The organism is Achromobacter deleyi, assembly GCF_013116765.2.
GTDB classification, from domain to species: domain Bacteria; phylum Pseudomonadota; class Gammaproteobacteria; order Burkholderiales; family Burkholderiaceae_B; genus Achromobacter; species Achromobacter deleyi_A.
In genome coordinates, this window is the sequence record NZ_CP074375.1 from 4,548,591 (window position 1) to 4,572,597 (window position 24,007).

The 24,007-nt window shown below is 66.4% G+C and carries 19 protein-coding genes; 10 read left to right on the forward strand and 9 right to left on the reverse strand.

Translation table 11 applies throughout. From position 1 onward, the window contains the following. Positions 1 to 124: 124 nt before the first annotated feature. The gene (locus tag HLG70_RS20470) at positions 125 to 2,821 is read left to right on the forward strand and encodes a LuxR C-terminal-related transcriptional regulator (RefSeq protein WP_234103151.1); all 2,697 of its coding nucleotides are present in this window, start codon (positions 125 to 127) and stop codon (positions 2,819 to 2,821) included. A gap of 15 nt (positions 2,822 to 2,836) precedes the next feature. Here the strand turns inward: HLG70_RS20470 and HLG70_RS20475 are convergent, their stop codons facing one another. Together HLG70_RS20475 and HLG70_RS20480 are read right to left on the reverse strand one after the other, a co-directional pair. Continuing rightward, complete coding sequence (locus HLG70_RS20475; RefSeq protein WP_171666471.1) at positions 2,837 to 3,730, reverse strand: DUF4261 domain-containing protein; 894 nt, start codon at positions 3,728 to 3,730, stop codon at positions 2,837 to 2,839. Between the two features lie 52 nt (positions 3,731 to 3,782). Next, the gene (locus HLG70_RS20480; protein WP_171666470.1) at positions 3,783 to 4,685 is read right to left on the reverse strand and encodes a LysR substrate-binding domain-containing protein; all 903 of its coding nucleotides are present in this window, start codon (positions 4,683 to 4,685) and stop codon (positions 3,783 to 3,785) included. Positions 4,686 to 4,807: 122 nt separating this feature from the next. Between HLG70_RS20480 and dkgB the strand changes: the two genes are divergently transcribed. Continuing rightward, a complete protein-coding gene (gene dkgB, locus HLG70_RS20485; protein ID WP_171666468.1) occupies positions 4,808 to 5,611 on the forward strand; it encodes a 2,5-didehydrogluconate reductase DkgB in 804 nt (267 codons plus the stop codon). Between the two features lie 11 nt (positions 5,612 to 5,622). After that, positions 5,623 to 6,753 (forward strand): alkene reductase, encoded by a 1,131-nt coding sequence (locus HLG70_RS20490; protein WP_171666466.1) that lies wholly within the window; start codon positions 5,623 to 5,625, stop codon positions 6,751 to 6,753. Here the strand turns inward: HLG70_RS20490 and HLG70_RS20495 are convergent. Then, positions 6,734 to 7,630: a LysR family transcriptional regulator gene (locus tag HLG70_RS20495; protein WP_171666464.1), complete on the reverse strand. Its 897-nt coding sequence runs from the start codon at positions 7,628 to 7,630 to the stop codon at positions 6,734 to 6,736. The genes HLG70_RS20490 and HLG70_RS20495 overlap by 20 nt on opposite strands. Positions 7,631 to 7,751: 121 nt before the next feature. Here HLG70_RS20495 and HLG70_RS20500 point away from each other — a divergent pair, with 121 nt between their 5' ends. Then, the gene (locus tag HLG70_RS20500; RefSeq protein WP_171666462.1) at positions 7,752 to 8,744 is read left to right on the forward strand and encodes a Bug family tripartite tricarboxylate transporter substrate binding protein; all 993 of its coding nucleotides are present in this window, start codon (positions 7,752 to 7,754) and stop codon (positions 8,742 to 8,744) included. Between the two features lie 8 nt (positions 8,745 to 8,752). Continuing rightward, the gene (locus HLG70_RS20505; RefSeq protein WP_171666460.1) at positions 8,753 to 9,949 is read left to right on the forward strand and encodes an amidase; all 1,197 of its coding nucleotides are present in this window, start codon (positions 8,753 to 8,755) and stop codon (positions 9,947 to 9,949) included. Positions 9,950 to 10,031: 82 nt separating this feature from the next. On the opposite strand, the gene HLG70_RS20510 is transcribed toward HLG70_RS20505, so the two are convergent. From HLG70_RS20510 to HLG70_RS20520, 3 genes are read right to left on the reverse strand one after another with little or no spacing between them, the layout of a single operon-like run. Beyond that, a complete protein-coding gene (locus HLG70_RS20510) occupies positions 10,032 to 10,688 on the reverse strand; it encodes a DUF799 domain-containing protein (RefSeq protein ID WP_171666458.1) in 657 nt (218 codons plus the stop codon). Continuing rightward, a complete protein-coding gene (locus tag HLG70_RS20515; RefSeq protein WP_171666456.1) occupies positions 10,688 to 11,158 on the reverse strand; it encodes a DUF4810 domain-containing protein in 471 nt (156 codons plus the stop codon). Before HLG70_RS20515 ends, HLG70_RS20510 begins: the two co-directional genes overlap by 1 nt. A gap of 15 nt (positions 11,159 to 11,173) precedes the next feature. Beyond that, positions 11,174 to 11,851, reverse strand: a complete 678-nt coding sequence (locus tag HLG70_RS20520) for a CsgG/HfaB family protein (protein WP_171666605.1) — start codon at positions 11,849 to 11,851, stop codon at positions 11,174 to 11,176. A 577-nt stretch (positions 11,852 to 12,428) separates the two neighbouring features. On the opposite strand from HLG70_RS20520, the gene HLG70_RS20525 reads away from it, so the two are divergent. The 4 genes from HLG70_RS20525 to HLG70_RS20540 are packed head-to-tail and all read left to right on the forward strand — an operon-like array spanning position 12,429 to position 20,613. Further along, complete coding sequence (locus HLG70_RS20525; protein ID WP_171666454.1) at positions 12,429 to 14,468, forward strand: C1 family peptidase; 2,040 nt, start codon at positions 12,429 to 12,431, stop codon at positions 14,466 to 14,468. Between the two features lie 22 nt (positions 14,469 to 14,490). Further along, complete coding sequence (locus HLG70_RS20530) at positions 14,491 to 17,493, forward strand: PAS domain-containing protein (RefSeq protein WP_171666452.1); 3,003 nt, start codon at positions 14,491 to 14,493, stop codon at positions 17,491 to 17,493. A 52-nt stretch (positions 17,494 to 17,545) separates the two neighbouring features. After that, entirely contained in the window at positions 17,546 to 19,210 is a 1,665-nt protein-coding gene (locus HLG70_RS20535; RefSeq protein ID WP_171666450.1) for a CHAT domain-containing protein, read from the forward strand. A gap of 56 nt (positions 19,211 to 19,266) precedes the next feature. Next, a complete protein-coding gene (locus tag HLG70_RS20540; protein WP_171666448.1) occupies positions 19,267 to 20,613 on the forward strand; it encodes a hypothetical protein in 1,347 nt (448 codons plus the stop codon). Between the two features lie 12 nt (positions 20,614 to 20,625). On the opposite strand, the gene HLG70_RS20545 is transcribed toward HLG70_RS20540, so the two are convergent. From HLG70_RS20545 to HLG70_RS20555, 3 genes are all read right to left on the reverse strand, one after another. After that, complete coding sequence (locus tag HLG70_RS20545) at positions 20,626 to 21,402, reverse strand: fused MFS/spermidine synthase (protein WP_171666446.1); 777 nt, start codon at positions 21,400 to 21,402, stop codon at positions 20,626 to 20,628. Positions 21,403 to 21,467: 65 nt separating this feature from the next. Then, a complete protein-coding gene (locus tag HLG70_RS20550) occupies positions 21,468 to 21,887 on the reverse strand; it encodes a universal stress protein (RefSeq protein ID WP_171666444.1) in 420 nt (139 codons plus the stop codon). Further along, the gene (locus HLG70_RS20555; RefSeq protein ID WP_171666442.1) at positions 21,884 to 22,894 is read right to left on the reverse strand and encodes a TerC family protein; all 1,011 of its coding nucleotides are present in this window, start codon (positions 22,892 to 22,894) and stop codon (positions 21,884 to 21,886) included. The genes HLG70_RS20550 and HLG70_RS20555 overlap by 4 nt, the downstream gene beginning before the upstream one ends. A 145-nt stretch (positions 22,895 to 23,039) precedes the next feature. On the opposite strand from HLG70_RS20555, the gene nhaR reads away from it, so the two are divergent. Next, the gene (nhaR, locus tag HLG70_RS20560) at positions 23,040 to 23,963 is read left to right on the forward strand and encodes a transcriptional activator NhaR (RefSeq protein ID WP_171666440.1); all 924 of its coding nucleotides are present in this window, start codon (positions 23,040 to 23,042) and stop codon (positions 23,961 to 23,963) included. Positions 23,964 to 24,007 lie beyond the last annotated feature (44 nt).

Sequence of the window (24,007 nt, forward strand, 5' to 3'; positions counted from 1 at the left end):
TGGGAGCGTCCTTTTGTATCGTAGGCATGCGTTTGCGCCTTCGTCCAAAGCGACGATTTTGCGGCTAGCCGCGGGTTTACCCAGGGCGATTCGCCAAGAACCGCAACCCCTACACAGGCAGCTCATGCGTCATTCGTTCTCGATGGAACACGCACTGGCCAGCGGCAAGTTCAGCGCTCCGGCGGCTCGCGGCGACCATGTCGCCAGGCTGTGGCTGTGCGAACAGGCGTGTCGTCCCGATGGCCCCAAGGTGGTGGTGGCGCGCGGGCCGGCCGGTTACGGCAAGACCACGCTGCTGGCGCAATGCCAGGCGCGCCTGCAGGCCTGGCCCATGCGGACCGCCTGGCTGACGCTGGATCGCGCCGACAATGACCTGCCCCGCTTCCTGCGCTGCCTGATGGCGGCGCTGGGCGCGCTTGCCGGACCCGCCCCCCTGCCGCGCGCCGGCCACGATTCCGAAGACGCGCTGGCGCTGGCGCTGGTGGAGGCCGTCGCGTCGCACGCCGCGCCCTTCGCGCTGGTGCTCGACGAATTCGAAGCCATCACCGCCCCCGCCGTGCTGGACCTGGTGCAGGACCTGATCGGGCGCCTGCCGGCGCACGGACGGCTGCTGATCGGCTCGCGCCACACCCCGGGGCTGGCGTTGGGGCGCTTGCGCGCGACGAACCAACTGCTGGAGATCGACGCCGCGCAGCTGTGCTTCTCCATGGATGAGGCCACCCATTTCTTCGCCCGGCGCAGTCCCTTGCTGACGCCGGCCGAGGTCGGGCTGTTGCACCGCAAGACCGAAGGCTGGATCGCCGCCCTGTGCCTGGCGTCCGCCTCACTGGCGCGGCAACCTTCGGCCGCCGCCTTCATCGAACGCTTCTCGGGCAGCGACCAGTCCGTCGCCGACTATCTGGCGCAGGACGTGCTTGCCAGCCAGACGCCGGCCTTGCGCCGCTTCCTGCTGCGCACCAGCATCCTCAAGCAGCTGAGCGCGCCGCTGTGCCAGGCATTGCTGCCCGAGCTGGATTGCGCGGACCTGCTGAACCAGCTGGAAAACGGCCACGTGCTCCTGACGCGCACCGCCGCCGACGAATGCCACTATCGCTATCACAGCCTGTTCGCCAGCTACCTGCAATCGCAGTTGCGGGCGCAGGCGCCCGGCGACGTCGCAAGCCTGCATCTGGCCGCCTCGCGCTGGTATGACGAGCAGGGCCGGCCCGTGCCCGCCATCGACCACGCGATCGACGGCGGCGACTTCGATCGCGCGCTGTCGCTGCTGCAAACCCATGCCGGCCTCCTGCTGGCCGAGGGCCGCATGCGGCTCCTGTCGCGCTGGTTCGCGCAATTGCCGCCCGCCGTACTGGCCACCCGGCCCTTGTTGCTGGCGGTGCAGGTCTGGGCCACCTGCTTTACGCGCGGCCCGAGCGAGGCCTCCCTGCTGCTGGCCGACCTGGGGCTGGCCGACAGCGCCGACCCCGCCGTGCGCGCCCATGTGCGGACGCTGCAGCCCTTGCTGCTGTCCATGATGGACCGCCAGGAAGAGGCCTATGCCGCCGGCATGCCCGGCGTCGCGGCGCTGGGCGACGCGCTGTCATTCACCGACACCGCGCTCGTCAATGCCATGGCCAACGTCAGCGCGGTGCTGGGCCGCTATCACGAAGCCCGCGCGCTGCTGGACACGGCCAGGCGCGCGCAAAGCCGCAGCGCAAGCAGCTTCAACCTGATGTATTCCGAAGCGGTCGAAGGCATCATCGATCTGCAGGAAGGGCGCATGCGCCAGGCCGGTGCGCGCTTTCGCATGGCGGTCCGCTCCACTCGCAACGGCGCTTACGGACAGGCCAACGGCAACGCCTGGGCTGGCGTGCTTTACGCCGCCTGGGTGTATGAAACGGGCGATCTTCCCCAAGCCGCCAGGCTGCTGCATGTGTATGTGCCGCTGGGGCGCGACGTCGGCCTGCCCGATCACCTGATCCTCGGCTACCTGATGCTCGCGCGCGTCGCCTTCTACGAGTGCGACGTCGAACAGACCTTCTACCTGCTGGGCGAACTGGAGTACCTGGGCCATCAGCGCCGGCTGCCGCGCATCGCCGCCAGCGCCCGCGTGGAACGCGCGCGCGTGCTGCTCATGCAAGGCCATCCGCAGGCCGCTCGCGACGAACTGCGCCGCGCCGACGACGCCGATCTCTGGGACCGCGTGGAAGCCTTGCGACTGCCCGCGAACGACCTGCTGTATCCCCGCCTGGGCCGGTTGCGCTGCGAAGCCTATGATGGCGACCCCGCCGCCGCGCTGCGCCTGCTCGACGGCGACATCGCGCAGGCACGGGACACCCGCCGCGTGCGCCGCGCCTACAAGCTGCAACTGTTCCGCGCCGTGGCGCTCGCAAGAATGAATGATGACGCCGGCGCATTCGAGCAGTTGGCGCCGCTGCTCGACATGGCGCAAGCCGAGGGCCTGTGCCGCGTGCTGGTCGACGAGGGTTCGGCATTGATCGGGTTGATAGAGCGGCTTGCCGCCACCCCCGCGGGCAGCGCCCGGCTGGCCTCGGATGCCGCGCGCGACTGGTGGCGGCGGTTCCAGGAGCAGGCGCGGATCGGCCCCGCGCCCGCGGAACCGGAACGCGCCGCCGGCGCCGCGGGCGCCGAAGGGCTGACACCCAAGGAACTGCGCGTGCTGCGCCTGTTGGCGGAAGGCCACTCCAACAGCGCCATCGCCAGGCAGCTGTTCGTTTCCGAAAGCACGGTGCGCACGCACCTGCGCCACCTGAATGTGAAGCTCAGCGCCGACAGCCGGACACAGGCCGTGGCGCGCGCCCGCAGCGCGGGCCTGCTGTGACGCGGCCCGGCCCGCTTATTCCGGCGTGTTGACCTGGTCCGCCGTGATGATCTCGGCCACCAGCACCCGCCCCGGGCCATCCAGGAAGTACTCTTCCTTGGCCGGCTCGCGCAGCTTCATGTAGGCGTCTTTGCCAATCTGCATGGTGTGCCCGGCGGCCAGCTCGGCGCCGCTTTCCAGCAGGTAGCCCATGATGTTGTTGAAGATGTCCGAGTAGTACTCGCCCTGGTCGTGGCCGCTGGCCAGCGCCGCGAAATCGGGCAACCCGAATGCGTCGGCGCCGTAGGTGCGCATCCACACGCCCTGCACGCCTTCGACCTCATACTTCACGAACCCGCAGTACAGCATGTTCAGCGGCAGAGTGCGCAGCAGGTCCAGGCTTTCCTCGCCCAGCGATTCCGCTTCGAACACGCCGGCCGGCAGCGAGGCATGTGCGTGCTCGTTCAGCACCGCCATCGCCTGGAAGCCCGCCAAGGCCCCGGCCACCGCGGCCAGCGCCACGTACTGCTCCAGCGGATCCGTTTCGAAGCCCGCGTAATAGAGGATGATGTGACTGGCGTGGCCGCGGATCTCGTCCTTGACCGCCGCCGCATAATGGGCCGGCGCCACGCAGGCCTCCAGCGATTCCTTCGGGTAGGGCGCATTGAAACCCACCAGCCGCACGACGTGCCGGTCCCAGCCCGCCAGGCCCAGGAACTCGGCCATGTCGGGCGCAATCTCCGCGCGCGCCTTGCCCATCGACGGATGGTAGGCGCACAGCGCGGCCGTCAGCGTGTCTTCGGCGATCGCCAGCGGCGCCGCGAACAACACCTGCAGGCTCAGCGGATGCGTGATCGCGGGGTTGGCCGACAGGGCCGCCGCGTCGGTCGATTCTTCTTTGCGGCCAAAGAAACGGGAAAAGATGCTCATGGGTGTCCGAAGCGATGGAAATAAAACAGGGACAGTATAAGGTTGCGCAGCCTTATTCCGCGAACCCGTCCGGTCCCACGGCTTCCACCACGTAATCAATGAAGGACTTGATGCGCGACGAGATCGCCGTGTTGCGGTAGTACACCGCATTGATCGGCTGCCGGACGTCCAGCGTCTGTTTCGCCAACAAAGGCTGGAGCGTGCCGGCCTTGCGGTCGCCGCGCGTCATGAAATCCGACAGGCAGACGATGCCCCCGTCATTCAACGCCAGCTGCCGCAGGGTTTCGCCGCTGTGGCACCGGACGGCCGGCTTGACATGCAGGGGCTGGCCATCGGCATCCTGCAGCGGCCATTCGTTCAGCGCTTCCAGTTGGCTGAAACCCAGCAAGGTATGCGCGGCCAGGTCCGCCACGCGCCTGGGCGTGCCGTGTTCCGCCAGGTAACCGGGACTGGCCAGCACCCGCACCCGGCTGCTGCCCAGGGACACCGCATGCAGCGACGAGTCCTTCAGCCGTCCGATGCGGATGGCCAGGTCGGTGCGCCGCTCCAGCAAATCGATGTTGCCTTCGTTGCTGTTCAGTTCCAGCTCCACCTGCGGATAGCGCTTGCGGTAGCCGGGCACCAGCGCCGCGATCACATGCAGCATGAAGGGCGATGCCGCGTCCACGCGCAACAGCCCGGCGGGCTGGTTGCGGCGCACGTTCATCAGTTCCTCGGCTTCCTCCACCGACGCGATGATGCGCCGCGCCTGCTCCAGATAGGTCTTGCCCTCTTCGGTCAGTTCCAGCCGCCTCGTGGTCCGGCGCATCAGCGTGGTCTGCAGCTTTTCCTCCAGCCGGCTCATGGTCCTGCTGGTGGCGGAAATGGTCTGTCCCAGCACCTCGGCGGCAGCGGTGATCGACCCGCTGTCCACGATGGCGATAAAGACCAGCATTTCGTCGAGTGTGGTTTTCATATTTGACGTTATATCAAAAGTATTTCGCCGATACCTGTCTTTTTCCGCAAGTATCCGGCAGGCACACTACGTCCATCGCCAGACATTGCCCGTCTGGACCCGCGAATCCCAAGGAGTTTTACATGAGCATTCCCGCTTTCGGCGCAGGCACGTTCCGCCTGCAAGGCCAGGTCGTCATTGATTCGGTGCGCAACGCGCTGGACGTCGGCTACCGCGCCATTGATACCGCCCAGATCTACGAAAACGAGGCCGAAGTCGGCCAGGCGATCGCCGAATCGGGCGTGGCGCGCGCAGACCTGTTCCTCACCACCAAGATCTGGGTGCCGAACTACGCGAAGGACAAGCTCGTTCCCAGCCTGAAAGACAGCCTGGCCAAGCTGCGCACCGACTACGTGGACCTGACGCTCATACACTGGCCCGCGCCGGACAACGGCGTGACCGTAGACGAATTCATGAACGCGCTGGCCGACGCCCGCGCGCAGGGCCTGACCCGCCAGATCGGTATTTCCAACTTCCCCATCGCGCAGACGCAAGCCGCCATCGCCGCCGTGGGCCGCGAGCAGATCGCCACCAACCAGATCGAGCTCAGCCCGTATCTGCAGAACCGCAAGCTCACCGGCTTCCTGAAGGAACAAGGCATCCCTGTCACGTCCTACATGACGCTGGCCTACGGCAAGGTGTTGAAGGACCCGGTCATCAACCAGATCGCCCGCCGCCACGACGCCACGCCCGCGCAAGTCGCGCTGGCCTGGGCGTTGCAGCTGGGCTATGCCGTCATCCCGTCGTCGACCAAGCGCGAGAACCTGGCCAGCAACCTGCTCGCCCAGCAGCTGCGCCTCTCCGACGAAGACATGGCGCAGATCGCCGCGCTGGAACGCAACGGCCGCGAAGTCAGCCCGCAAGGCCTGGCCGCCGCCTGGGACTGAAGGCTACAGCCATGAAAACACGCGATCCCTTGTTTGAACCGCTGACCCTGGGCAGCCTGACCCTGCCCAACCGCATCGTCATGCCGCCGATGACGCGCTCGCGCGCCACGCAGCCGGGCGACACCGCCAATGCCCTGATGGCCCACTACTATGCGCAGCGCGCCAGCGCCGGCCTGATCGTCAGCGAAGGCACCTATATCTCACCCATGGGCAAGGGCTATGCCGGCACGCCCGGCCTCTGCACGCCGGCGCAGGTCGCCGGCTGGCGCTGCGTCACCGATGCGGTGCACGCCGCTGGCGGCCGCATATATGCGCAGCTGTGGCATGTGGGCCGCTTGAGCCACACCAGCCTGCTGGACGGCCGGGCCCCCGTGTCCTCGTCGGCCATCCAGGCCGACGGCGTCAATGTCTTCATCGAAAACGAAGACGGCAGCCCCAACTTCGTGCAAGCCTCCGCCCCCCGCGAACTGGCCATCGACGAGATCCACGCGATCGTCGAGCAATACCGCCAGGCGGCGCGCAACGCCATCGTCGCCGGCTTCGACGGAGTGGAACTGCATGCCGCCAACGGCTATCTGGTCAACCAGTTCCTGGACTCCCACGCCAACGCGCGCACCGATGAATACGGCGGCTCGCTGGAAAACCGCATCCGCTTCCTGGACGAAGTGGCGCGCGCGCTGATCGAAACCATGGGCGATCCCTCCCGCGTCGGCATCCGCCTCGCCCCGCTGACCACGCTCAACGGCTGCGTGGACGCGGACCCGGTGGCCACCTATACCGCCGCGGCGAAGCGTCTGGGCGAAATCGGCGTGGGCTACGTGCACATCGCCGAAGCCGACTGGGACGACGCGCCGGACATGCCCCTGTCCTTCAAGCAGACACTGCGCCGCGTCTACCCGGGCGTCCTGATCTACGCCGGCAAGTACACCGCCGAGCGCGCCCGCGACGCGCTGCAGGCCGGCTGGGCCGACCTGATCGCCTTCGGCCGCCCGTTCGTGGCCAATCCCGACCTGCCGGAACGCCTGCGCCACGACGAACCGCTGGCCGAGCATGACCGCAACACCCTGTTTGGCGGGGATGCGCGCGGGCTGACGGACTATCCGGCCTACCCGGCCCGACGGATCAGTCCGCCAGCTGCTTGATTTCCCGCATGATCGCGACGAAGGCGTCGATCGACGGATTGGGGTTGTCGGGATGGCGGGCGGCCGCCAGTTCCGCGCGGAAGGCGCCCGGCCCGCGGATGCCGACATAGGCCAGGATGTCCATGCGCATCCGCGCCAGCGACGCCGGCACCACCGCCGCGCCAAAGCCCGCTTCGACCAGCGTCAGGATCGTCGGGATCATGCTTTCCTGCACGATGTTGGCCGGCTTGCCCGCCGCCTCGACCATCTGCCGCAGCACCTGGCTGAAATAACGCGAGCGTTCGCGCGCATAGCCCACCAGCGGCAGATCCAGGACCTGCGCCATCGTCACCCAGCGTTTTCCCGCCAGCGGATGGTCGCGCCGCAGCGCCAGCACCATGGGCTCGGAGTAGAGCGGCACCGGCGCCAGGTCCGCATCCGCAAACGGCGGACGCAGCAGGGCCAGATCCAGCCGGCGCTGGTGCAGCGCGTCCGGCATTTCGCTTGAGTTCATTTCCAGCAGGTCCAGCATTACGCCCGGGTAGCGCTGGCGGAATACGAACAGGGCCTGCGGCACATTCGAGTAGGCCGCGCTGGGCGTGAGCCCGATGGTCAGCTGGCCAGCCTCGCCGCTGGCCGCCTGCCGCACGTGGCGGATAGTGGCCTCGTGCTCCACCGCCATCTGCCGGATGCGGCGCGCAAGCTCGGCGCCCGCCGCCGTCAGCCTGACCGTGCGCGTGGTGCGTTCCAGCAGCTGGACGCCCAACGCTTCTTCCAGCTTGCGCACGCTTTGGCTCAAGGGAGGCTGGCTCAAGTGCAAGCGCTGCGCGGCGCGGCCGAAATGCAATTCCTCGGCCACCACGGCAAATACCTGGAGCAGGCGGCTGTCGATCAGCATTTATTTTCCTGGTGAATCAATAGCAAGAGAATAAGGTATTAGACAACCTAATACCCCTTTCCTACTATGCGCTGACAATCAACGGCGGGGTACGACTACCCCTTCATTTCAGGGAAATGCCATGCGTGCAGCATCCGGAACGATCAAACTCCTGGCCGGCGCCTTCGCCGCCAGCCTGTGCCTGGCCCCGGCCAGCGCCTGGGCGCAAGCCGCCTATCCCAACCAGGCCATCAAATTCATCGTGCCCTATGCGGCGGGCGGCAGCTCGGACACGCGCTCGCGCCAGCTGGCCCAGAAGCTCAGCGACTCGCTGGGCGTGCCGGTGGTGGTGGACAACAAGCCCGGCGCCAGCGGCAACATCGGCACCGGTCAGATCGCCACCGCCAAGCCCGACGGCTACACGATAGGCCTGGGCAACTTCGCCCCCATGGCGGTCAACCAGGCGCTGTATGCGATGCCTTTCGACCCGGCGCGCGATCTTGCGCCCGTGGCCCTCATCGAGCTCGGCCCCATGGCGCTGGGCGTGAACGACAAGTCGCCGTACGCGGACCCGGCCGCGCTGGTGCAGGACGCCAAGGCCAATCCCGAAAAGCTCAACTACGCGTCCACGGGCGCTGGCAGCGCATCGCACCTGAGCGCCGAGCTGTTCAAGGAACAGGCCGGCATGCATGCCACGCATGTGCCCTATCGGGGCGGCGCGCCCGCCGTCAATGACCTGATCGCCGGCAATGTGGACTTCTACATTGAACTGCCCAGCCTGTTCCTGCCGCACTCGACCGGCCCGGCGCCCCGCATCAAGATGCTGGCGGTGGCGGCCGACAAGCGCGTGCCCGGCCTGCCCGGCGTGCCGACCTTCAAGGAACTGGGCTTGCCCGACATGGTGGTCTCCAACTGGTTCGGTGTGATCGCCCCCGCCGGCACGCCGCCCGATGTCGTCAAGACGCTGAACGAGCACATCAACCGCGCCCTTCAGGACCCGCAGTACCGCAGCGTCGTCGAGTCGCAAGGCGGCGAGGTCGCCGGCGGCACGCCGGAGCAGTTCCGGGCCTTCATCGCCAGCGAGAGCGCGCGCTGGACCCAGCTGATCCGCCAAAAGCAGATCAAGGTCCAATGATGCTGGGCATGCATGAAGCGTGGGCTCACAGCAAGGCCCGGAATGCGCAGGTGCAGGCTTGGACGCACCTGGCCGACGCTGCCGCTTTGCCGCAAGCCCAGGCCGGGCAGGGCGCGCTGGCCGGCGCCGCATTCGGCGTCAAGGACGTCATCGATGTCGCCGGCATGCCGACGCGGTCCGGCTCGCCCGCGACCTCGCCCGCTCCCGCCAGATGGGACGCAAGTTGCGTGGCGCAACTGCGCGCGGCGGGCGCCGTCCCCATCGGCAAGACCGTCACGGCGGAGTTCGCATACGTCACGCCCGGCCCCACCCGCAACCCGCACAACCTGGCGCATACGCCCGGCGGCTCATCCAGCGGCTCGGCCGCCGCGGTCGCCGCCGGCATGGTGGATATCGCCCTGGGTACGCAGACCGGCGGGTCGATGATCCGGCCTGCGGCATTCTGCGGCGTGGTGGGCTTCAAGCCCACCTTTGGCCGCGTGCACAGGCTGGGCATGAGCGTGGTGTGCGATTCGCTCGACACCATCGGCTGGTTCAGCCGCACGGTGGAACAGTCTCAAGCAGTGGCGGCGGTGCTGTTGCCCGGCGAAACGGCCCAGGCGAGCCACGCGTCCAGGCGCGCGCCCCGCGTCGCGCTGTTGCCTTGCGACGCCCTCGGCGCGCTCAGCCCGGCCGCCGGCCGGGCGCTGGAGGACTGCGCCGCGCGGCTGCGCGATCACGGCGCGACCATCGTCGCTCCCGCGCTGGACGCGGACCTGGCAACGCTGTTGCATATTCACGCGCAAACCATGCACGCCGAACTGGCTCGCGGCCTGCTGCCGATGTTGCACAGCGCGCAGGCCGGACTGCTGTCGCCGGCGCTGCGCAACGCGATCGAACGCGGCCTGGCGATTCCGCACGCCGAATACGTAACCCTGCAACGCACCCGGGAACGCCTGGCGCGCGACTGGCGGGAGCACTTTGGCGACGTCGACTTCATTGTCACGCCCAGTGCGCCTTGCGAGGCGCCCGAGGGCATGCAGTCCACCGGATCATCCCTTTTCAACCGCGTCTGGTCGCTGCTGGGCTGGCCCGCGCTGCACCTGCCCACGGGACGGGCGGACAACGGTTTGCCGGTAGGAGTGCAGTGGGTAGCGCGGCCCGACGAGGACCAGACCCTACTGGGCTGGGCCAGGCAACTGCATCCGCTGATCGGGCTCGGCTGACGGCTCCGCGCCCCAGAACAAATCCGCCCGCGCGCCGAAACTTCAGCGCGCGGGCGGTAAACAGGCTGAAAGCAGCGCTGGCTTATTGCGCTTTGTAGCGCGGCGAACGCGGACCGTACAGGATGCCGCCGGCCTGGCCTGCGCTGAGCAGCATGTTGTTCGTCATGCCCGCCACGCCATAGCTGCGGTCCGACAGGGTGTTGACGACCTGATCGACCATGGCCTGGACCAGCATGCCGAGCAGGCCGCCGCCGCTGTTGTTGTTGGCCTGCACCACCTGCTTGCTGCCGCTCCACAGCTTGGCGCCGTTGCGCAGGTCCAGCAGCTCCGCATCGATCGAGACCGTGATCGAACTCGCCACCACGGCATAGCTCGACCCGTATTGCTTGACCGTCATGTACAGCGCGGCATCCGCGCCGAAGATCTCGCGCAGCCGCACGGCCGGAAGCTCATGGATATCGTCGGGCGAGGTCAGGCCATTCTGCTTGAAGGTCTCTTCCATGACGCCCACCGGAATCACGTAGTAGCCGGATTCCGCCAGCGGCAGCGTGGCTTGCGCCAGCACCGCCGCGGACGCGGCAACGTCCACCGAGGTGTTCAGGGGCGGCAGGACCAGGATCGAGGCCGGCTTGCTTTCGCGGAAGGCCGTGTAATCCACGTTCTTTTGCGGGGGGGCTACGCAACCCGCCAACAGCGCAACTGCCGCCAGCAAGCCCACGCGGAAAATTCTGCTCATCATCACGATCCCTTCTTCGGTGCGCTGGCTTGCGCGGGCGCCGTCTGCTCGGCAGTCGGCGTAACGGCGGACTGCTGCGCTTGCGGCTTGCCTACATTGCGCAGCAGGAAGTCCATGAACGGAGCGGACTCAGGAAACGCCGCTTTCTCGCCCTGCATTTGCTCGACGCCCTTGTCGCCGTCGCCCATCTTCATGTACAGCATGCCAAGATGCGCGCGGAACCCGGGCGGCAGTTCGGTGTTGGAAGCGCGGGCGGTCTCGATGTTCTTTTCCAGGGCCAGGGTCTGCGTCGCGTAATCCGCGCCGTCGTCCTTGAGGTAGGCGTAGACCGAGGTCTGGTAGGACTGCCAGCTATACATGGACTTGGGCTGCTGCGCGCACGCGGACAGCAGGCCGGCCAGGGCCGCGATCGCCAACCCGCGGCCCGCGCGGGCAAGCGCGGCCTGGCGGCGTTTCTCAGGATGATTCAGCATGAGGTTGTTCCCCTTTTAATTCTTGGCGGGCTGCCAGGCGCCCTGCTCGATACCGTCGACCAGGCGATCGACCGCTTCGCGGATAGCCAGGTCCAGGACCTTGCCGTTGAGCGTGGAGTCGTAGCCGGCCGTACCGCCAAAACCGACCACTTCACGGTTGGACAGGCTGAACTCGCCGGCGCCGGACGCGGAATAGACGACTTCCGAGGTCGTGGTATCCACCACGTTCAGGTCCACCTTGGCGTAGGCCACCTGTTCCTTGCCGCGGCCGAGAATGCCGAACAGTTGCTGGTCGCCCGTCACCTTGCGGCCGAAGGCCGTCACGTCGCCGGTCACGACATAGCGCGCGCCCTTGATCTGGGCGGCCTTCTTGTTGAAGGCGGCTTCCTGGGCGATTTCCGAGAGATTGTCGCGATCCATCACTTGAAAGCGGCCGCTGCGCTGCAGATGGCTGACCAGAATCGTCTTGGCCTGGCCGCCCAGGCGGTCCACGCCGTCGGAGAACACGCCGCGCAGATAATTCGTCCGATTGTCGAACTTGCCGACGGAAATCGGGCTGCGCACGCCTTCGTACGGCTTGCTGGCCGCCGCGACGGCAGGCACCGCCACGGCTTGCGAACGCTCAGTGGCGCAACCCGCGATAAGCGTCGACAGCAGCGCCAACGCCCCGATCTTCACGACCTTGTTCAACATCATTTTCTCCAGCCAGCCCAGTCGCCAACGCGGGGGCAGCATCTGTCGCCATTAAATTGAACGGGGATTATATACACTGAACAACTTAGATACTATTTGAAATAAACCCCGATTTCCCGTCAATTTGACGATTCACAAATGGACCGGGCGCAGGCCTGGCCGCCCCGCCTGGATCGCGACCGGCCCATGCGCGCCACTCACCGCGTCTCATGCTCCTGGGCGATCCGGAACGTGGTCGGCCTGATGCAAATGCACTATTGCAAATTCAAGGATTAATACTTTCGGCTACTAGCAAGCTGGATGAGGTGCGCATATATATCCCAGCAAAGGGCGCAAACATCACCGTCCTCCTGTCGTCTTGCCAAGAACACCGGCGCCCGTACCGAGGAGACAACCGATGGCACGATGCCCTTTCGCGACCTGGCGGCCGCTTGCCGGACCATCCGGATCTCATCCTGGCGGCCCCCTCAAGCCGGTCCACCACAGGTCCAGGCCAACCCGTCCCCCTATGCGCCCTGGCGCAACGCCAGCCTGAAGCTGACTTCATTGCAGCATCCCGACAAAATGGGAGACCGACATGGCAACCAGGAAAGCCGCGGCGCGCACGGCCACCAAATCCACGCCCGGGAAGAAGGCAAAGCGGGCCGCGAAAGCGGCGGGGCCCGCTGCTGTTGAAAAGCCGGCGGACCCCGCCCGTCCAAAGCCCCGGAAGCGTCGCGAGCCGCAACCGGCGCCGTCCGGGCGTTCCTTCGAGCGGTCCGCCAAGCCGGATGCCTTTGACGCGCGGGACATCCTGTTTCGCCCCAATATCTCCGTCACCCCAAAGGCAGAGATGATCCCGGTGATGGGGCTGACGGTGAAGCACCAAGGAGAGACGTCGGCCTGCACCGGTTTCGCGCTGTCCACGATCGTCGAGTACCTGCTGCGCAAGTCGGAGCGCGATCCGCGGCCCGCGATATCGCCCTTCATGCTGTATTCGATGGCCCGGCGCTACGACGAATTCCCCGGGTCGCTCGACGACAGCGGATCGAGCCTGCGCGGCGCGCTGAAAGGCTGGTTCAGGCATGGCGCCTGCGCCCAGGCCCTGTTCCCCACGATAGTCGTGCCTCCGGCCGCCACGAAGACCGAAGAAGACTGGTGGCTGGACGCCGTCAAGCGCCCGCTGGGCGCCTACTACCGCATCGATACGCGCAGCATTGTCGAAATGCATGCGGCGCTCAACGAGGTCGGCATCCTCTATGCCAGCGCGGGATGCCACGACGGCTGGGACGCGGGCCACGGCGTTACGCCACGCAAGGCGGCCGCCACGCCCATCACCGAGCCGTTCTGGGTCATTCCCTCCAGCGGCCAGGACGCAGCCGTGCTGGGGCATGCCTTTGTCATCGTGGGATACACCCAGGACGGCTTCCTGATACAGAATTCGTGGGGCGAAGAGTGGGGCACGCACGGCATGGCCGTGCTGACCTACGACGACTGGATGCGCAACGCCATGGATTGCTGGGTCGTCCAACTTGGCGTCGTCACTCACGAGCACGAGAGAATATCCAACAGCATCAGCCTGCGCACCGACGGCAAGAAAGTCACGCTCGCGGCGGGCAAGGTGCTGCGCAACCGGGAGTTGTCCCCGTTCATCGTCAACGTCGGGAACAACGGCAAGCTCAGCAACAGCGGCGCTTTCCGGACCACGCGGGACGATCTGCGCGCCATCGTGGACGTGCATATGAGCGCCGCGCGTGAAAAATGGGGGTTGAAGGACAAGCCCATGGACGTCTGCGTCTACGCGCATGGCGGCCTGGTGGGAGAGGACGACGCGGCGGAGGCCGCCGCCGAATGGATACCCCTGCTCTACGAAAGCCAGATATTCCCGGTCTTCCTGATGTGGGAGACCGACTTCATCACCACGGTGAAGAACATCATCCGCGACGCCGCCAGCGGCGTGCCCCGGACCACGGGCGGCATCGGCGAACGGCTGGAACGCTGGTGGAACCAGCGCCTTGAGCGCTGGCTGGCCCGCCCGGGAACGGTGATCTGGGGCGAAATGAAGCAGAACGCCGAGGCCATGAGCGAACCGGCAAGGCAGGGCGAAGACGAAGCCGCCATGATCATGCTCTACCAGCACTTCAAGTCGCACGTCAGCCGGGGCCGCGTGCGCCTGCACATCGTGGGCCATTCCGCGGGCGCCATCGTCGCCAGCCATTTCGCGCATCGCCTGGCGGCCGACGGCGGCGAACTCGAATCGCTGAGCCTCATGGCGCCGGCGGTCACCCTCAATACCTTTCGCGAACTGGTCGTCCCGCATCTGAAAACCAGGGTGAAGCGCTATCAGCAATTTCACCTTTCGGACCGCGCCGAGGAAGACGACCCAACTTGCGGACCGTATCGTCGTTCACTGCTCTACCTGGTGAGCGAGTCCTTTGAAGGCGGCACCACGACGCCGCTGCTCGGCATGGAACGGTATTTCCGCGACGCCGGCATTCCTTGCGATGCCGTCCACGTCTCGCCTGCGGGCAGCCATTCGCTCACCTCCAGGATCCAGCCCGTGGCTTCCAGCACGCACGGCGGCTTTGACAACGACAAGGGCACGCAACAGCAAGTCATCGCCTTCATAAAGCGCTGATGCCCTGGTGGAGGGCTTCGACATGACAGAGACGCAGCGGGAACCATACAGCGACGCCCCGGAGTTCTTGAACAAGCCGGCCGCCCCCGCCCCCGCGCCGCTTCCGGCAGCCGCCGCAGGGGGCAGCGAACCGCGCGCAAACGCGGCGCCCGCGCCCGCGCCCGCGCCGGCCGCGCCGTCCATGCCGGCCGCACCTTCAAGGCCGTCGCTGCCGTCATTGCCGACAGCGCCGGCGGAACCCGCCGCGCCGCCCACGGAAGTTGCCATCTCCGGCGACCCCGACGACGTGTTGCGGGTGTTGTCGCAGGTCGGCGTGCCCTGCATTTTGCTGGACCGGCGGGGCCGCATCCTGGCGGTCAGCAGCGAGCAGCCCCTGGACGAAGAAGACATCGCCGGCCGCAGCGTCAGCCAGGTGTACGGACTGCGCGAGCCCTTGCGGATGGGCGGCGGTCCGGTCGACGTGGTCTATCGGGCTTCGGACGGCGCCCGGGTGCCGGCGCGGCTGGTTCCCCTGTGCACGCTGGACAGCGGTGATCTGATCGTGCTTGTGAACGACGGCGGGCCATTTCGCGAAGCCGAGTCACACCGCTTCGAACGCACGCCTTACGCCGTGTTCCGGCTTGATCTGCAGGGCGTCATCCGGTTTGCCAATCACGAGGCGGCGCGCGCGCTCAGCCTGCCGCGGGAAGCGCTTTGCGGCACGCCGTTGGCCGCGCACTTTCGCGCAAGCGACGGCCCCCCGGTACAAAGCGCGATCGAACGCTGTGCGCAAGACCGGGAGGGCGACGCCATGGTGGCCGTCACCGTCGCCATCCCCGTTCCGGAGGAAGGCGATCGCCAATTCGAACTGGTGATGACGCCGGATCCGGCGCCCAACGGGGAACTGCTGGGTGTGATCGCAGTCATCCAGTCCCGCACCCTGGAGTCCGCGCGCGACGAGATCCGGCGCATTGCGCTGGATCCGGCCCTCGGCGGATGGCGAGTGAAGCTCGACCGCATCCTGGAGCAGATCCGGCGCCTGATGCCGTTCGAACACGCGGTCTTCGGCATCTACGGCAATGACGTTTCGCTGTTCCGGGCGATCGCGGTGCGGCCGGAAGGCGTGGAGCTATGGCCGGCGCGCTGGATGGACCTTCCGCCGACAATCCGGTCTTTTCTCGATTCCGGCCGGACCTGGGTCGAAGAGATCGGCGCCTTCGTCAAGGAGAACATGCCCGAACCCGGCAACGAGGTGGTGCGCTGCTACCAGGACCTCGGCATACGCGCCTCCGTGACCCTGCCCGTCACGCGCCCCGGCGGCTACAGCTCGGCCCTGAGCCTGTGCTCGCGCCAGCCCGGCTCTTACGGGGAACGGCATCTGGATATCCTGCGCGCACTGGACCTGGAGCCCGTGCTGATGCGTTTCGAAAAGGAACGCGACGACGAGCGGGCCGAATTTTCGGACTCGCTGCGGCAGAAGGTGATGACGGCCGCCTCGCTACGTCAGGCGGCGGACGACATCATTGTCGAACTGGCGCAGCATTTCTCCTGGGACCACGTGGCGCTGTTCCGCGTGAACCGGCTGGAAGACCGCTTCGAAGTGGTGACGCAGCACAGCCTGGCGCCCGCCTACGCCATGCCGGCCGACTATCAGCAGCCCACCGGCAGCGGCATGCTGGGCGCCACGCTGAGGGAAGGCCGCCTGCTGGCGGTCGACGATATCGGCAATCCCGCATACCCGCAGCACGGCTACACCGGCCCCAGACGGCCGCTGCGCTCCGCCATGACCGTGCCCATACATCTGAACGGGCGGATACGCTGGCTGCTCGACGTGGAATCCTCCGTGTCGCATGCCTTCAAGGGACCGGATATCGACGACCTGCTCCAGATCATCGCGTCGCTGGAAGAAGGGCTGGACCAGCATCTGCTCAGGCAGACCAAGCAAAGCCTGATGGCCGAAACCGAACAGGCGGTGGTTTTCGTGGGCCGCGAGGGTGCGATCATCGAGATGAACCGCGTGGCCACCGATATGCTGGGCGGCGAGCCGGGCCGGGCCCAGGATGGCGCGGATCCCGCCCTGATAACGGGATTCGTGATCAAAGGAGACGAAGCCGCGCTGGCCGTGCTCACGTCGGGCTTTTCGGTGAAGCGCGAGCGCATCGAGTTGCGGGGCGTCGGCGACAAGCCCCGCTCCGTGCTGGCCACCAGAACCGACCTGGATCCCAGCCTGGACATGTCGATCTGGTTCTTCACGGATATCGCGGACCTGGACTGGGCGCGGGACCTGCGCTACTTGCGGGAAACCGTGGCCGAGGTCGCCAGGCAAACGCGTACCTCGCTGTCGATGGCATGCAGCCTGACCTCGCAGGCGGTGCTGTTGCACGACGACGCGAAGCAGGGCGCGTCTCCCGAGGTCGTCGCCGCCCAGGCGCAGGATCTCAGCCAGCGCATCGTCGCCGAGATTGGCAAGGCCGACATCACCTTCGAGCGCCTGGCCGGCGCCAGCGAATCGCGGCGGCGCGCCCGGGCCTCGCATGGCGATGTGGAACTGGGCGCCCAGCTGAACGCGGTGATCGCCGCCTTGCCCGCGCGCGATCAGCGGCGCATCGTGCTGCAGAACCATACCGCGTCCAAAGACGGGCCCACGGTGTCTGGCGATGCGGAATCGCTGTGCGCGGCGTCGCGCTCCATGCTGGATTACCTCTTGCGTTGCCGCAACGCGGACGACGCCAGCGTGACGGTCGATATCACGGCCGGCGCCGAAGGCTGCGAGGTGCGCTTCGGCCTGAGCGACGAGCAGATCTGGGACATCGACCAGCCCGTCCATGCCGTGCCCGACGATGCGCTGCTGAATGCGGAGCGCGCCGCGCACGATGGCGCCAGCATCGCGATCACCCAGATCCAGCAGACCATGATCGACCATGGCGGCGCGCTCGTCACCGAACCGCCGCTCCCGGACTTGCCATTGCAGCCGCCGCAAGCCTATGAATCGGTGACGCCGCCATGGCGATCGTTCACGCTGATCCTCCCGCTCAGGATTGACTAGGGCCTGTCAACCCTAAAAGGAGCCTCCGGTATCGGAAATTGGGAGAACCATCATGGAACAGCCCGCCGCGAGTGCGAACGTAATACTGCTGGCCAGCATGAACGACGAACACGAAGACGATTGGGCCAACAATATCGCTCAGCTGCCCAGGTATGTGGCGCAGTACCCCGCCATCACCCCGTTCGTGGGCGCCGAACTGCGCAGACGCACGACGCTGGAAAGCGCAAAGTCCCAGATCGAATTCTGGGAGCAGAGCAATCCTCGCATCGAGCCCAGGCTCGCCATCATCGACGCCCGGCTGGGGTCGGCCAACCGGCGAGGCAAACCCGGCGCCGCGGCGGTCGAACTGCTGGAGTGGATCGCGAAGCGCTCCACCGTTCCGCTGCTGGTCCTGGCGGTCGATCCGCCGGAGATCGTGCAACGCTACGTGCTGGAACGGCCCGAAGTCTTCATGTGGACCAGCGATTCGAAAAACGCCGCCAACAGCGGCGCGGAAGTCGCCATCGTCCTGACCTGCCTGACACCCCTGGCGCCCAAGCGCCGGCGGCGGCTGATCATCAGGGTGGGCGAGCACTCGATCACGTATCGCATACAGATGGGACGGCACGAATACTCCTCCCAGGACATGCCCTATAAAGAGCGCGACCGCATCTCGGCCCTGGTGGGCCGCATCGAAACCTTCAGCCCATACTCGGGCGACACCAAGGCGGCGCAATGGCTGAAGGACCTGAGCGGCGTGGGCGAGGACGTCTTCAGTGCGATGGTCACCCACAGTCTGGGAGCACCGATAGCCAAGCTCATCCAGCGCGCGCGCGACGAAGAGGTGTCGCCGGGCGTCGGCGCCTTCGCGGGATTGGACCTGCGGTTCGAGTTCAACCTGGCCAGCCAGGAAGTCTCGCGCCTGTTCAATCTGCCCTTCGAGATGGGCCGCGAATTCGGCGCCGACAGCGGCCGCTACCTGTGCCTGGAGCTGCCCATGGCCAGGCGTCTGCACGTCGATGGCACGGCGCCCGCTCCGCGTTGGGAACAGGACTCGCGTGCCCCCGGACAGCCGGTGCGGCTGCTGTTCATGGACGCCAGTTCGGTATCCGGCACGGTTTCTTTCAGGCGGGAAGACGGCGGCCCGGCGCAAGCAGCCACCGAGTTCGGTCCGCTGCAGTCCGTCGCGAAAGAGCGCCGGCACCTGGACGATATGGCCACCAAGGCGCCAGGCCTGCTCCAGATCGACCACGTGCGCGACGAGGAGACGGAATCCGCGCTCGTCGGCTCCGCTCTCCAGGACCGCATTGAAGAGCGCCTGAAGACAGGCAACTACGACATTTTCCATTTCGCCGGACATTCCGTATCCATCGGCGACAGCACGATGCTGGTCCTGCCCGGCGAGGACGGCGAAGGCTGGCAGCTGTCGATCCGCCTGATAGGCCAGTGGATGGAGGCGGGCAAATGCAAACTGCTGGTGTTGTCGTCGTGCAGCGGGGCATCGGTGCGCACCGTCCTGGAAGTGATGCGGGCGGGCGCGGCGGGTGTGCTGGCTTTCCGCTGGCAGGTCGAGGAAGAATCGTGCGCCCGCTATATCGAGCGCTTCTATGACGTGTATCTGGACGCCGCCCAGCCCAAAGGCCTGGCGGAAGCCTATCGCTATGCCTGCAAAGCCGCGCAAGGCGATGCCGGGGACCTCCCCACCTGGGCGTCGGCCATGGCCATCGTGCGCGACTGATTTCGTCAAGACGCGACCAAGGCCAGCCCCGGTGGAAGAACGCTAAAGGAACCTCCATGGACTCTCTATTCGGCATGCTGCGCGGCATCGGCAACAAGGCGACCACGGGCGACGGCGTCGGCGCCTTGCTGCCGGCCGTGCCTGCGGGACGCAATTTCTACGCGGAAATCGAGCCCCCTCCCGGCGGCGGCCCCACGCTCACGGCCGGCCTGGACGGCGCCGCCTTCCTGCCTGGGCAGTGCTACTTCAGCGTCCGGGTCGTGGAGATGCGGCTGAGCCAGGCAGGAAACTACCTCAGCGAATTCCTGCCGCTCTGCACCTTCTTCCTGCGCTATGGCGTGGCGGGCGCAAAACGCGAAATCCCCTACATCGTCGGCTACGACCTGATCCAGCAGGCCCTGGGCGCCGCGGCGCCCGAGGCGGGCGCCAGCCGCGTGGCCTTTCGCGACGTCTACGTCGCCCGCAACGTCCCCTTCAACAGCGACGGGCTGGAGATGTATGCCGCCCTGTGCCGGTTTGCCGACAACAGCCTGAGCCGCGGCATTCTGGACTTTGTCGCAACCGCCGTCACTATGCTGGGCGGCCCGGTGGGCGGCGTCGTCGTCAAGACGGGCGAAAGCCTGCTGAAGCCGCTGGGCAAGCTGTTTGGCACGGAAGGGGTGAGCGTGCGCTTCGGCGTGTTCGACGGCGATGCGCTGCGCCGCAGCGGGTATCGCGTGCTGGCCGGCGCGGACTCGCAGGACAAGCTGTCCGGACTGCAACTGGTCGACGGCGTGCTGCACCGCCAGGGCGCGGCAGGAAAGCTGGAGCAGGTGAACGATGTCGACTACCTGGTCATGGCGTTCGAGCAACGCGCGACGCTGGGCGCGGACATGTTCACCGCCGCCACCGCGCTGCCGTTCCACCATCTCTGGAAAGACGTGTCCATGGCGCTGATCGGCAACAACCCCGCGGCGGCACACGCCGCCTACCAGGCCCTGCTGATTGCCGTCGCCGAATCGCCCTTGCTCATCGACGCGGACCGTTTCGCGCTGCTCACGGCCTATGCCGCGCAGCGCGGCGCCTGGGAGGCCGCAAGCGAGCAAAGCGGACTCAAGACCCGAGGAGGAGGCAAAAGCCTGGCGACCGCGGTGGCGGACCGGGCCAACGCGCGCGGCAAGACGGATCCGGTGGCGGAACTGCTCAGGGCGGCCAAGAAGCAGATCACGGCGCTCCCCGCCGCCCGGGGCCAGGCCGGCCAGGCGGAGGCCGCGCTGGCGGACACGGCAGTCGCGCAGACCGTGTCGTCCCTGGTGGACGCCTTGGGCGCGGGCAAAAACGGTGCGGCCCCGGCCGGGGCGCCCGACGCCTTGTCCCGCGCGACCCGCGAACTGCTGTCCATCATGCTGAGCGAGCCGGCCTAGCGCGCGGCCGCCCTATCTCAGCTCCAGCGTCGCCCCGATGACGCGCAGGGTCGGCATCAGCTGGCGCCAGGCGTCCTTGGGAATGGATGCCGGCCGCTTGAGTTCCGCCGCGGCCGGATCGTCCAGCAGTCGGCCCTTGCAGGCGAATACGATGCTGTTTGTCATGTCGTCGTCGACCACCTCGAACATCGACGAGCCGAACGACTCGCGCACGCGGTCCAGGTACTCATGATGCCTGGGGTGATTCACATGAAAATTGATCACCAGGATGCCGTCGTCGCGCAAGGCGCGATGGCAGTCGGCGTAGAAATCCGCCGAACACAGCGCATCGGGTATCCCGCCCACGCCGAATCCATCCAGGAAAATCACATCGGCATGGTCCGACAGGCCACGCAGATGATCGGCCGCGTCCGCCTGGATCACCCGAAACCGCGCACTGTCCGGCGGCACCATGAAGGCTTCGCGCAGCGCGATGACGGCCGGATCGATCTCGACCACCGAGATCTCGGCAGCCGTCAGGTAGCGGTGGCAGAACTTGGGCAACGAACCGCCGCCCAGGCCGACCATCAGGATGTGCGCGGGTTCCGGCTTGAACAGCACGAAGCCCATCATCATCCGCGTGTATTCGATCTCCAGGGCGTCGGGATTGAGCACGGACATGCTGCTCTGGATTTCCTTCTGCGTGAAATGCAGGGTGCGCCGGGCGCCGGAGTTCTGGATAAAGGGGCGGTGCACGCCCGCCGATTCATCGGAAAGCGGTGAATCGGCGGGAACGGTGACGTCGGACATGGGCGTATGCGGATAGCGGAAAGATGTGCAGAAGATACCATCCCCCCGCTCCGACGCCGCCGGCCCTAGACCAGCAGCACCGGACAAGGAGAATGCGCGAGTATCCGCCCGCTGACCGATCCCCGGATGGCGTTCAGGAGCGGGCTGTGGTGGTGCGAGCCGATCACGATCGCCGAGGCGTCAGCCTGTTTGGCGTACTCGATGATCTTCTCGGGCGTAAAGCCGACTAGCTCATGGCATTCGAACCCGACATTGCCTTCGCGCAGGATGTTCACCACCGATTTCATTGCCTTGCCACTCTCTTCGTGGTGCCAGGCATCGATGTCCGCCTTGCCGATGAAGGACTTCACATCGCCGCCCACATCGGGCTCGCAATGCACCACGTGCACGACGAAATCCCGGTTCAACAAAGGACTTTCGACCAGATAGCGGGCCGCCGCGTCGCTGTATTCCGACCCATCGGTGGCGAGAATGATCGTGTTCATGGCAGACCTCCGGTTTGAGACTTCTTGACCTTCGGACGCGCGGCGTCTTCCGCGGTCCTTACGGGCAGGACCCAGCTGGTTCCAACCGACGCCAGCAGGATCAGGCCCACCACCCCAAGCGACCAGTGCACCGGCAGATGGAGCCAGGGCTCGGCCAGCATCTTGCCGCCGATGACCACCAGCACCGTGGCCAGGCCATACTTGAGATAGTGAAAGCGCGCCACCATGTCGGCCAGCAGGAAGTACAGCGCCCGCAGTCCCATGATGGCGAAAATATTGGATGTGAATACGATAAACGGATCCGTGGTTACCGCAAAGATGGCGGGAATGCTGTCCACGGCGAAAACCACGTCGGTCGCCTCTATCACCAGCAGCACGACGAACATAGGCGTCGCATAGCGCAGCCCGTCGATCCAGACAAAGAACGACTGGCCGTGATAATCCTTGGTGATCCGCATGGAGGACCGCAGGAATCGAACCAGCGGATTGCGCGCGATATCCGGCTGGCGGCCTGCGGTGAACAGCATCTTGAACCCGGTGAAAATCAGGAACGCGCCGAACACATAGAACAGCCATACGAACTTCGAGAGCAGCCACACGCCTGCCAGAATCATGCCGATGCGCATCACGATGGCGCCAAGCACGCCATACAGCAACACCCGGCGCTGCAATTCCAGCGGCACCGCGAAGTAGCCGAATATCAGCGAGAACACGAACATGTTGTCCACGGACAGGGACAGTTCGATCAGATAGCCGGTGTAGAACTCCAGCATCTTCTGATGCGCCACGGCGCGGCCCAGGGTGGCGTCCAGGAACCACCACATCAGGGCGCCGAACAGCATGGCCAGCGTGGCCCAGGCCAATACCCAGCAAAGCGCCTCGCGCGACGAGACCCGGTGCGCGCGGCGTCCGCCAAGCGCATACAGGTCCAGCGCCAGCACGGCCAGCACGAACCCCACGAACCCCACCCACATGGGCAGCGTGGCAAAAGTCTCGACCTGATTCATCAGGCGCCTCCCGCCATCGCGTCCAGTCCGCTACGCGATGGCCAGTGATGCACGAAAAAGGTACGAAGCCAGTCTAGAGCACCTTAATTCCTCGAACAATTCGCATATGATGAACTGATAGTCAGATTTTTTGGATTGATCAGCCATGGTCACTCTCAACTACAAGCATCTGCGCTATTTCTGGATGGTCGCCAAGGCCGGCAGCATCGCCCGCGCGGCACAGCAGTTGCAGCGCACGCCGCAGTCCATCTGCGGCCAGTTGCAGGAACTTGAAGCCACGCTGGGCACCGAGCTCTTCCGGCGCGTGGGCCGCGGGCTCGAACTGACCGACGTCGGCCGCCATGCGCTGCTCTATGCGGACCGGATCTTCACCATGGGCGACGAACTGCTGGACGACTTGCGCGACCGTCCGGCGCGGCGAGCCATGGAGTTCAAGGTGGGCGTGGCCGAGGGCATGCCCAAGGCCATGGTGTACCGGATGATCCAGCCCGCGCTGGAACTGGACGAGGACGTTCGCCTCATCTGCCGGGAAGGCCGGCTGCCCTTTCTACTGGCGGACCTGGCCGTGCACCGGTTCGACATGGTGATTGCCGACCGCCCCATGCCGAACAACCTGAACGTCCGGGGATACAGCCATCTGCTCGGAGAGAGCGGCCTGACTTTCTTCGGATCGCCGATATTGCTTGCACGGCTGCCCAAGCGCTTTCCGGCCTTGCTCGATCAGGCGCCCTTCCTGCTTCCGGGCGAAGACGCCGCGATCCGGCCGCGGTTGCTGCAGTGGTTCGATGAACACGATATCCGCCCGCGCATCGTCGGCGAGTTCGACGACAGCGCCCTGATGAACTCTTTCGGCCAGACCGGCACCGGCCTCTTCGTCGCGCCCACCGCCACCGCCGCCTATCTGTGCAAGCAGTACCGGGTACGCGCCATCGGCGCCACCAAGGAGGTGCGGGAACAGTTCTACGCCATCACCACCGACCAGCGCCTGCAGCATCCGGCCGTGGTGGCGCTCAGCAAGGCGGCACGGGAAGATATCTTCAGCCCGGACCGGCAGGCGCAGGGCCGCTAGGCAGCGCACGCAAGGCCTTTGCGGCGGGAGCCGGGCGGCTTGCG

Bases quoted from the DNA above. Each gene is read 5' to 3' on its own strand.
- HLG70_RS20470 (WP_234103151.1), top strand. From the start codon at position 125: ATGCGTCATTCGTTCTCGATGGAACACGCACTGGCCAGCGGCAAGTTC.
- HLG70_RS20475 (WP_171666471.1), bottom strand. From the start codon at position 3,730: ATGAGCATCTTTTCCCGTTTCTTTGGCCGCAAAGAAGAATCGACCGAC.
- HLG70_RS20480 (WP_171666470.1), bottom strand. From the start codon at position 4,685: ATGAAAACCACACTCGACGAAATGCTGGTCTTTATCGCCATCGTGGAC.
- dkgB (WP_171666468.1), top strand. From the start codon at position 4,808: ATGAGCATTCCCGCTTTCGGCGCAGGCACGTTCCGCCTGCAAGGCCAG.
- HLG70_RS20490 (WP_171666466.1), top strand. From the start codon at position 5,623: ATGAAAACACGCGATCCCTTGTTTGAACCGCTGACCCTGGGCAGCCTG.
- HLG70_RS20495 (WP_171666464.1), bottom strand. From the start codon at position 7,630: ATGCTGATCGACAGCCGCCTGCTCCAGGTATTTGCCGTGGTGGCCGAG.
- HLG70_RS20500 (WP_171666462.1), top strand. From the start codon at position 7,752: ATGCGTGCAGCATCCGGAACGATCAAACTCCTGGCCGGCGCCTTCGCC.
- HLG70_RS20505 (WP_171666460.1), top strand. From the start codon at position 8,753: ATGCATGAAGCGTGGGCTCACAGCAAGGCCCGGAATGCGCAGGTGCAG.
- HLG70_RS20510 (WP_171666458.1), bottom strand. From the start codon at position 10,688: ATGATGAGCAGAATTTTCCGCGTGGGCTTGCTGGCGGCAGTTGCGCTG.
- HLG70_RS20515 (WP_171666456.1), bottom strand. From the start codon at position 11,158: ATGCTGAATCATCCTGAGAAACGCCGCCAGGCCGCGCTTGCCCGCGCG.
- HLG70_RS20520 (WP_171666605.1), bottom strand. From the start codon at position 11,851: ATGTTGAACAAGGTCGTGAAGATCGGGGCGTTGGCGCTGCTGTCGACG.
- HLG70_RS20525 (WP_171666454.1), top strand. From the start codon at position 12,429: ATGGCAACCAGGAAAGCCGCGGCGCGCACGGCCACCAAATCCACGCCC.
- HLG70_RS20530 (WP_171666452.1), top strand. From the start codon at position 14,491: ATGACAGAGACGCAGCGGGAACCATACAGCGACGCCCCGGAGTTCTTG.
- HLG70_RS20535 (WP_171666450.1), top strand. From the start codon at position 17,546: ATGGAACAGCCCGCCGCGAGTGCGAACGTAATACTGCTGGCCAGCATG.
- HLG70_RS20540 (WP_171666448.1), top strand. From the start codon at position 19,267: ATGGACTCTCTATTCGGCATGCTGCGCGGCATCGGCAACAAGGCGACC.
- HLG70_RS20545 (WP_171666446.1), bottom strand. From the start codon at position 21,402: ATGTCCGACGTCACCGTTCCCGCCGATTCACCGCTTTCCGATGAATCG.
- HLG70_RS20550 (WP_171666444.1), bottom strand. From the start codon at position 21,887: ATGAACACGATCATTCTCGCCACCGATGGGTCGGAATACAGCGACGCG.
- HLG70_RS20555 (WP_171666442.1), bottom strand. From the start codon at position 22,894: ATGAATCAGGTCGAGACTTTTGCCACGCTGCCCATGTGGGTGGGGTTC.
- nhaR (WP_171666440.1), top strand. From the start codon at position 23,040: ATGGTCACTCTCAACTACAAGCATCTGCGCTATTTCTGGATGGTCGCC.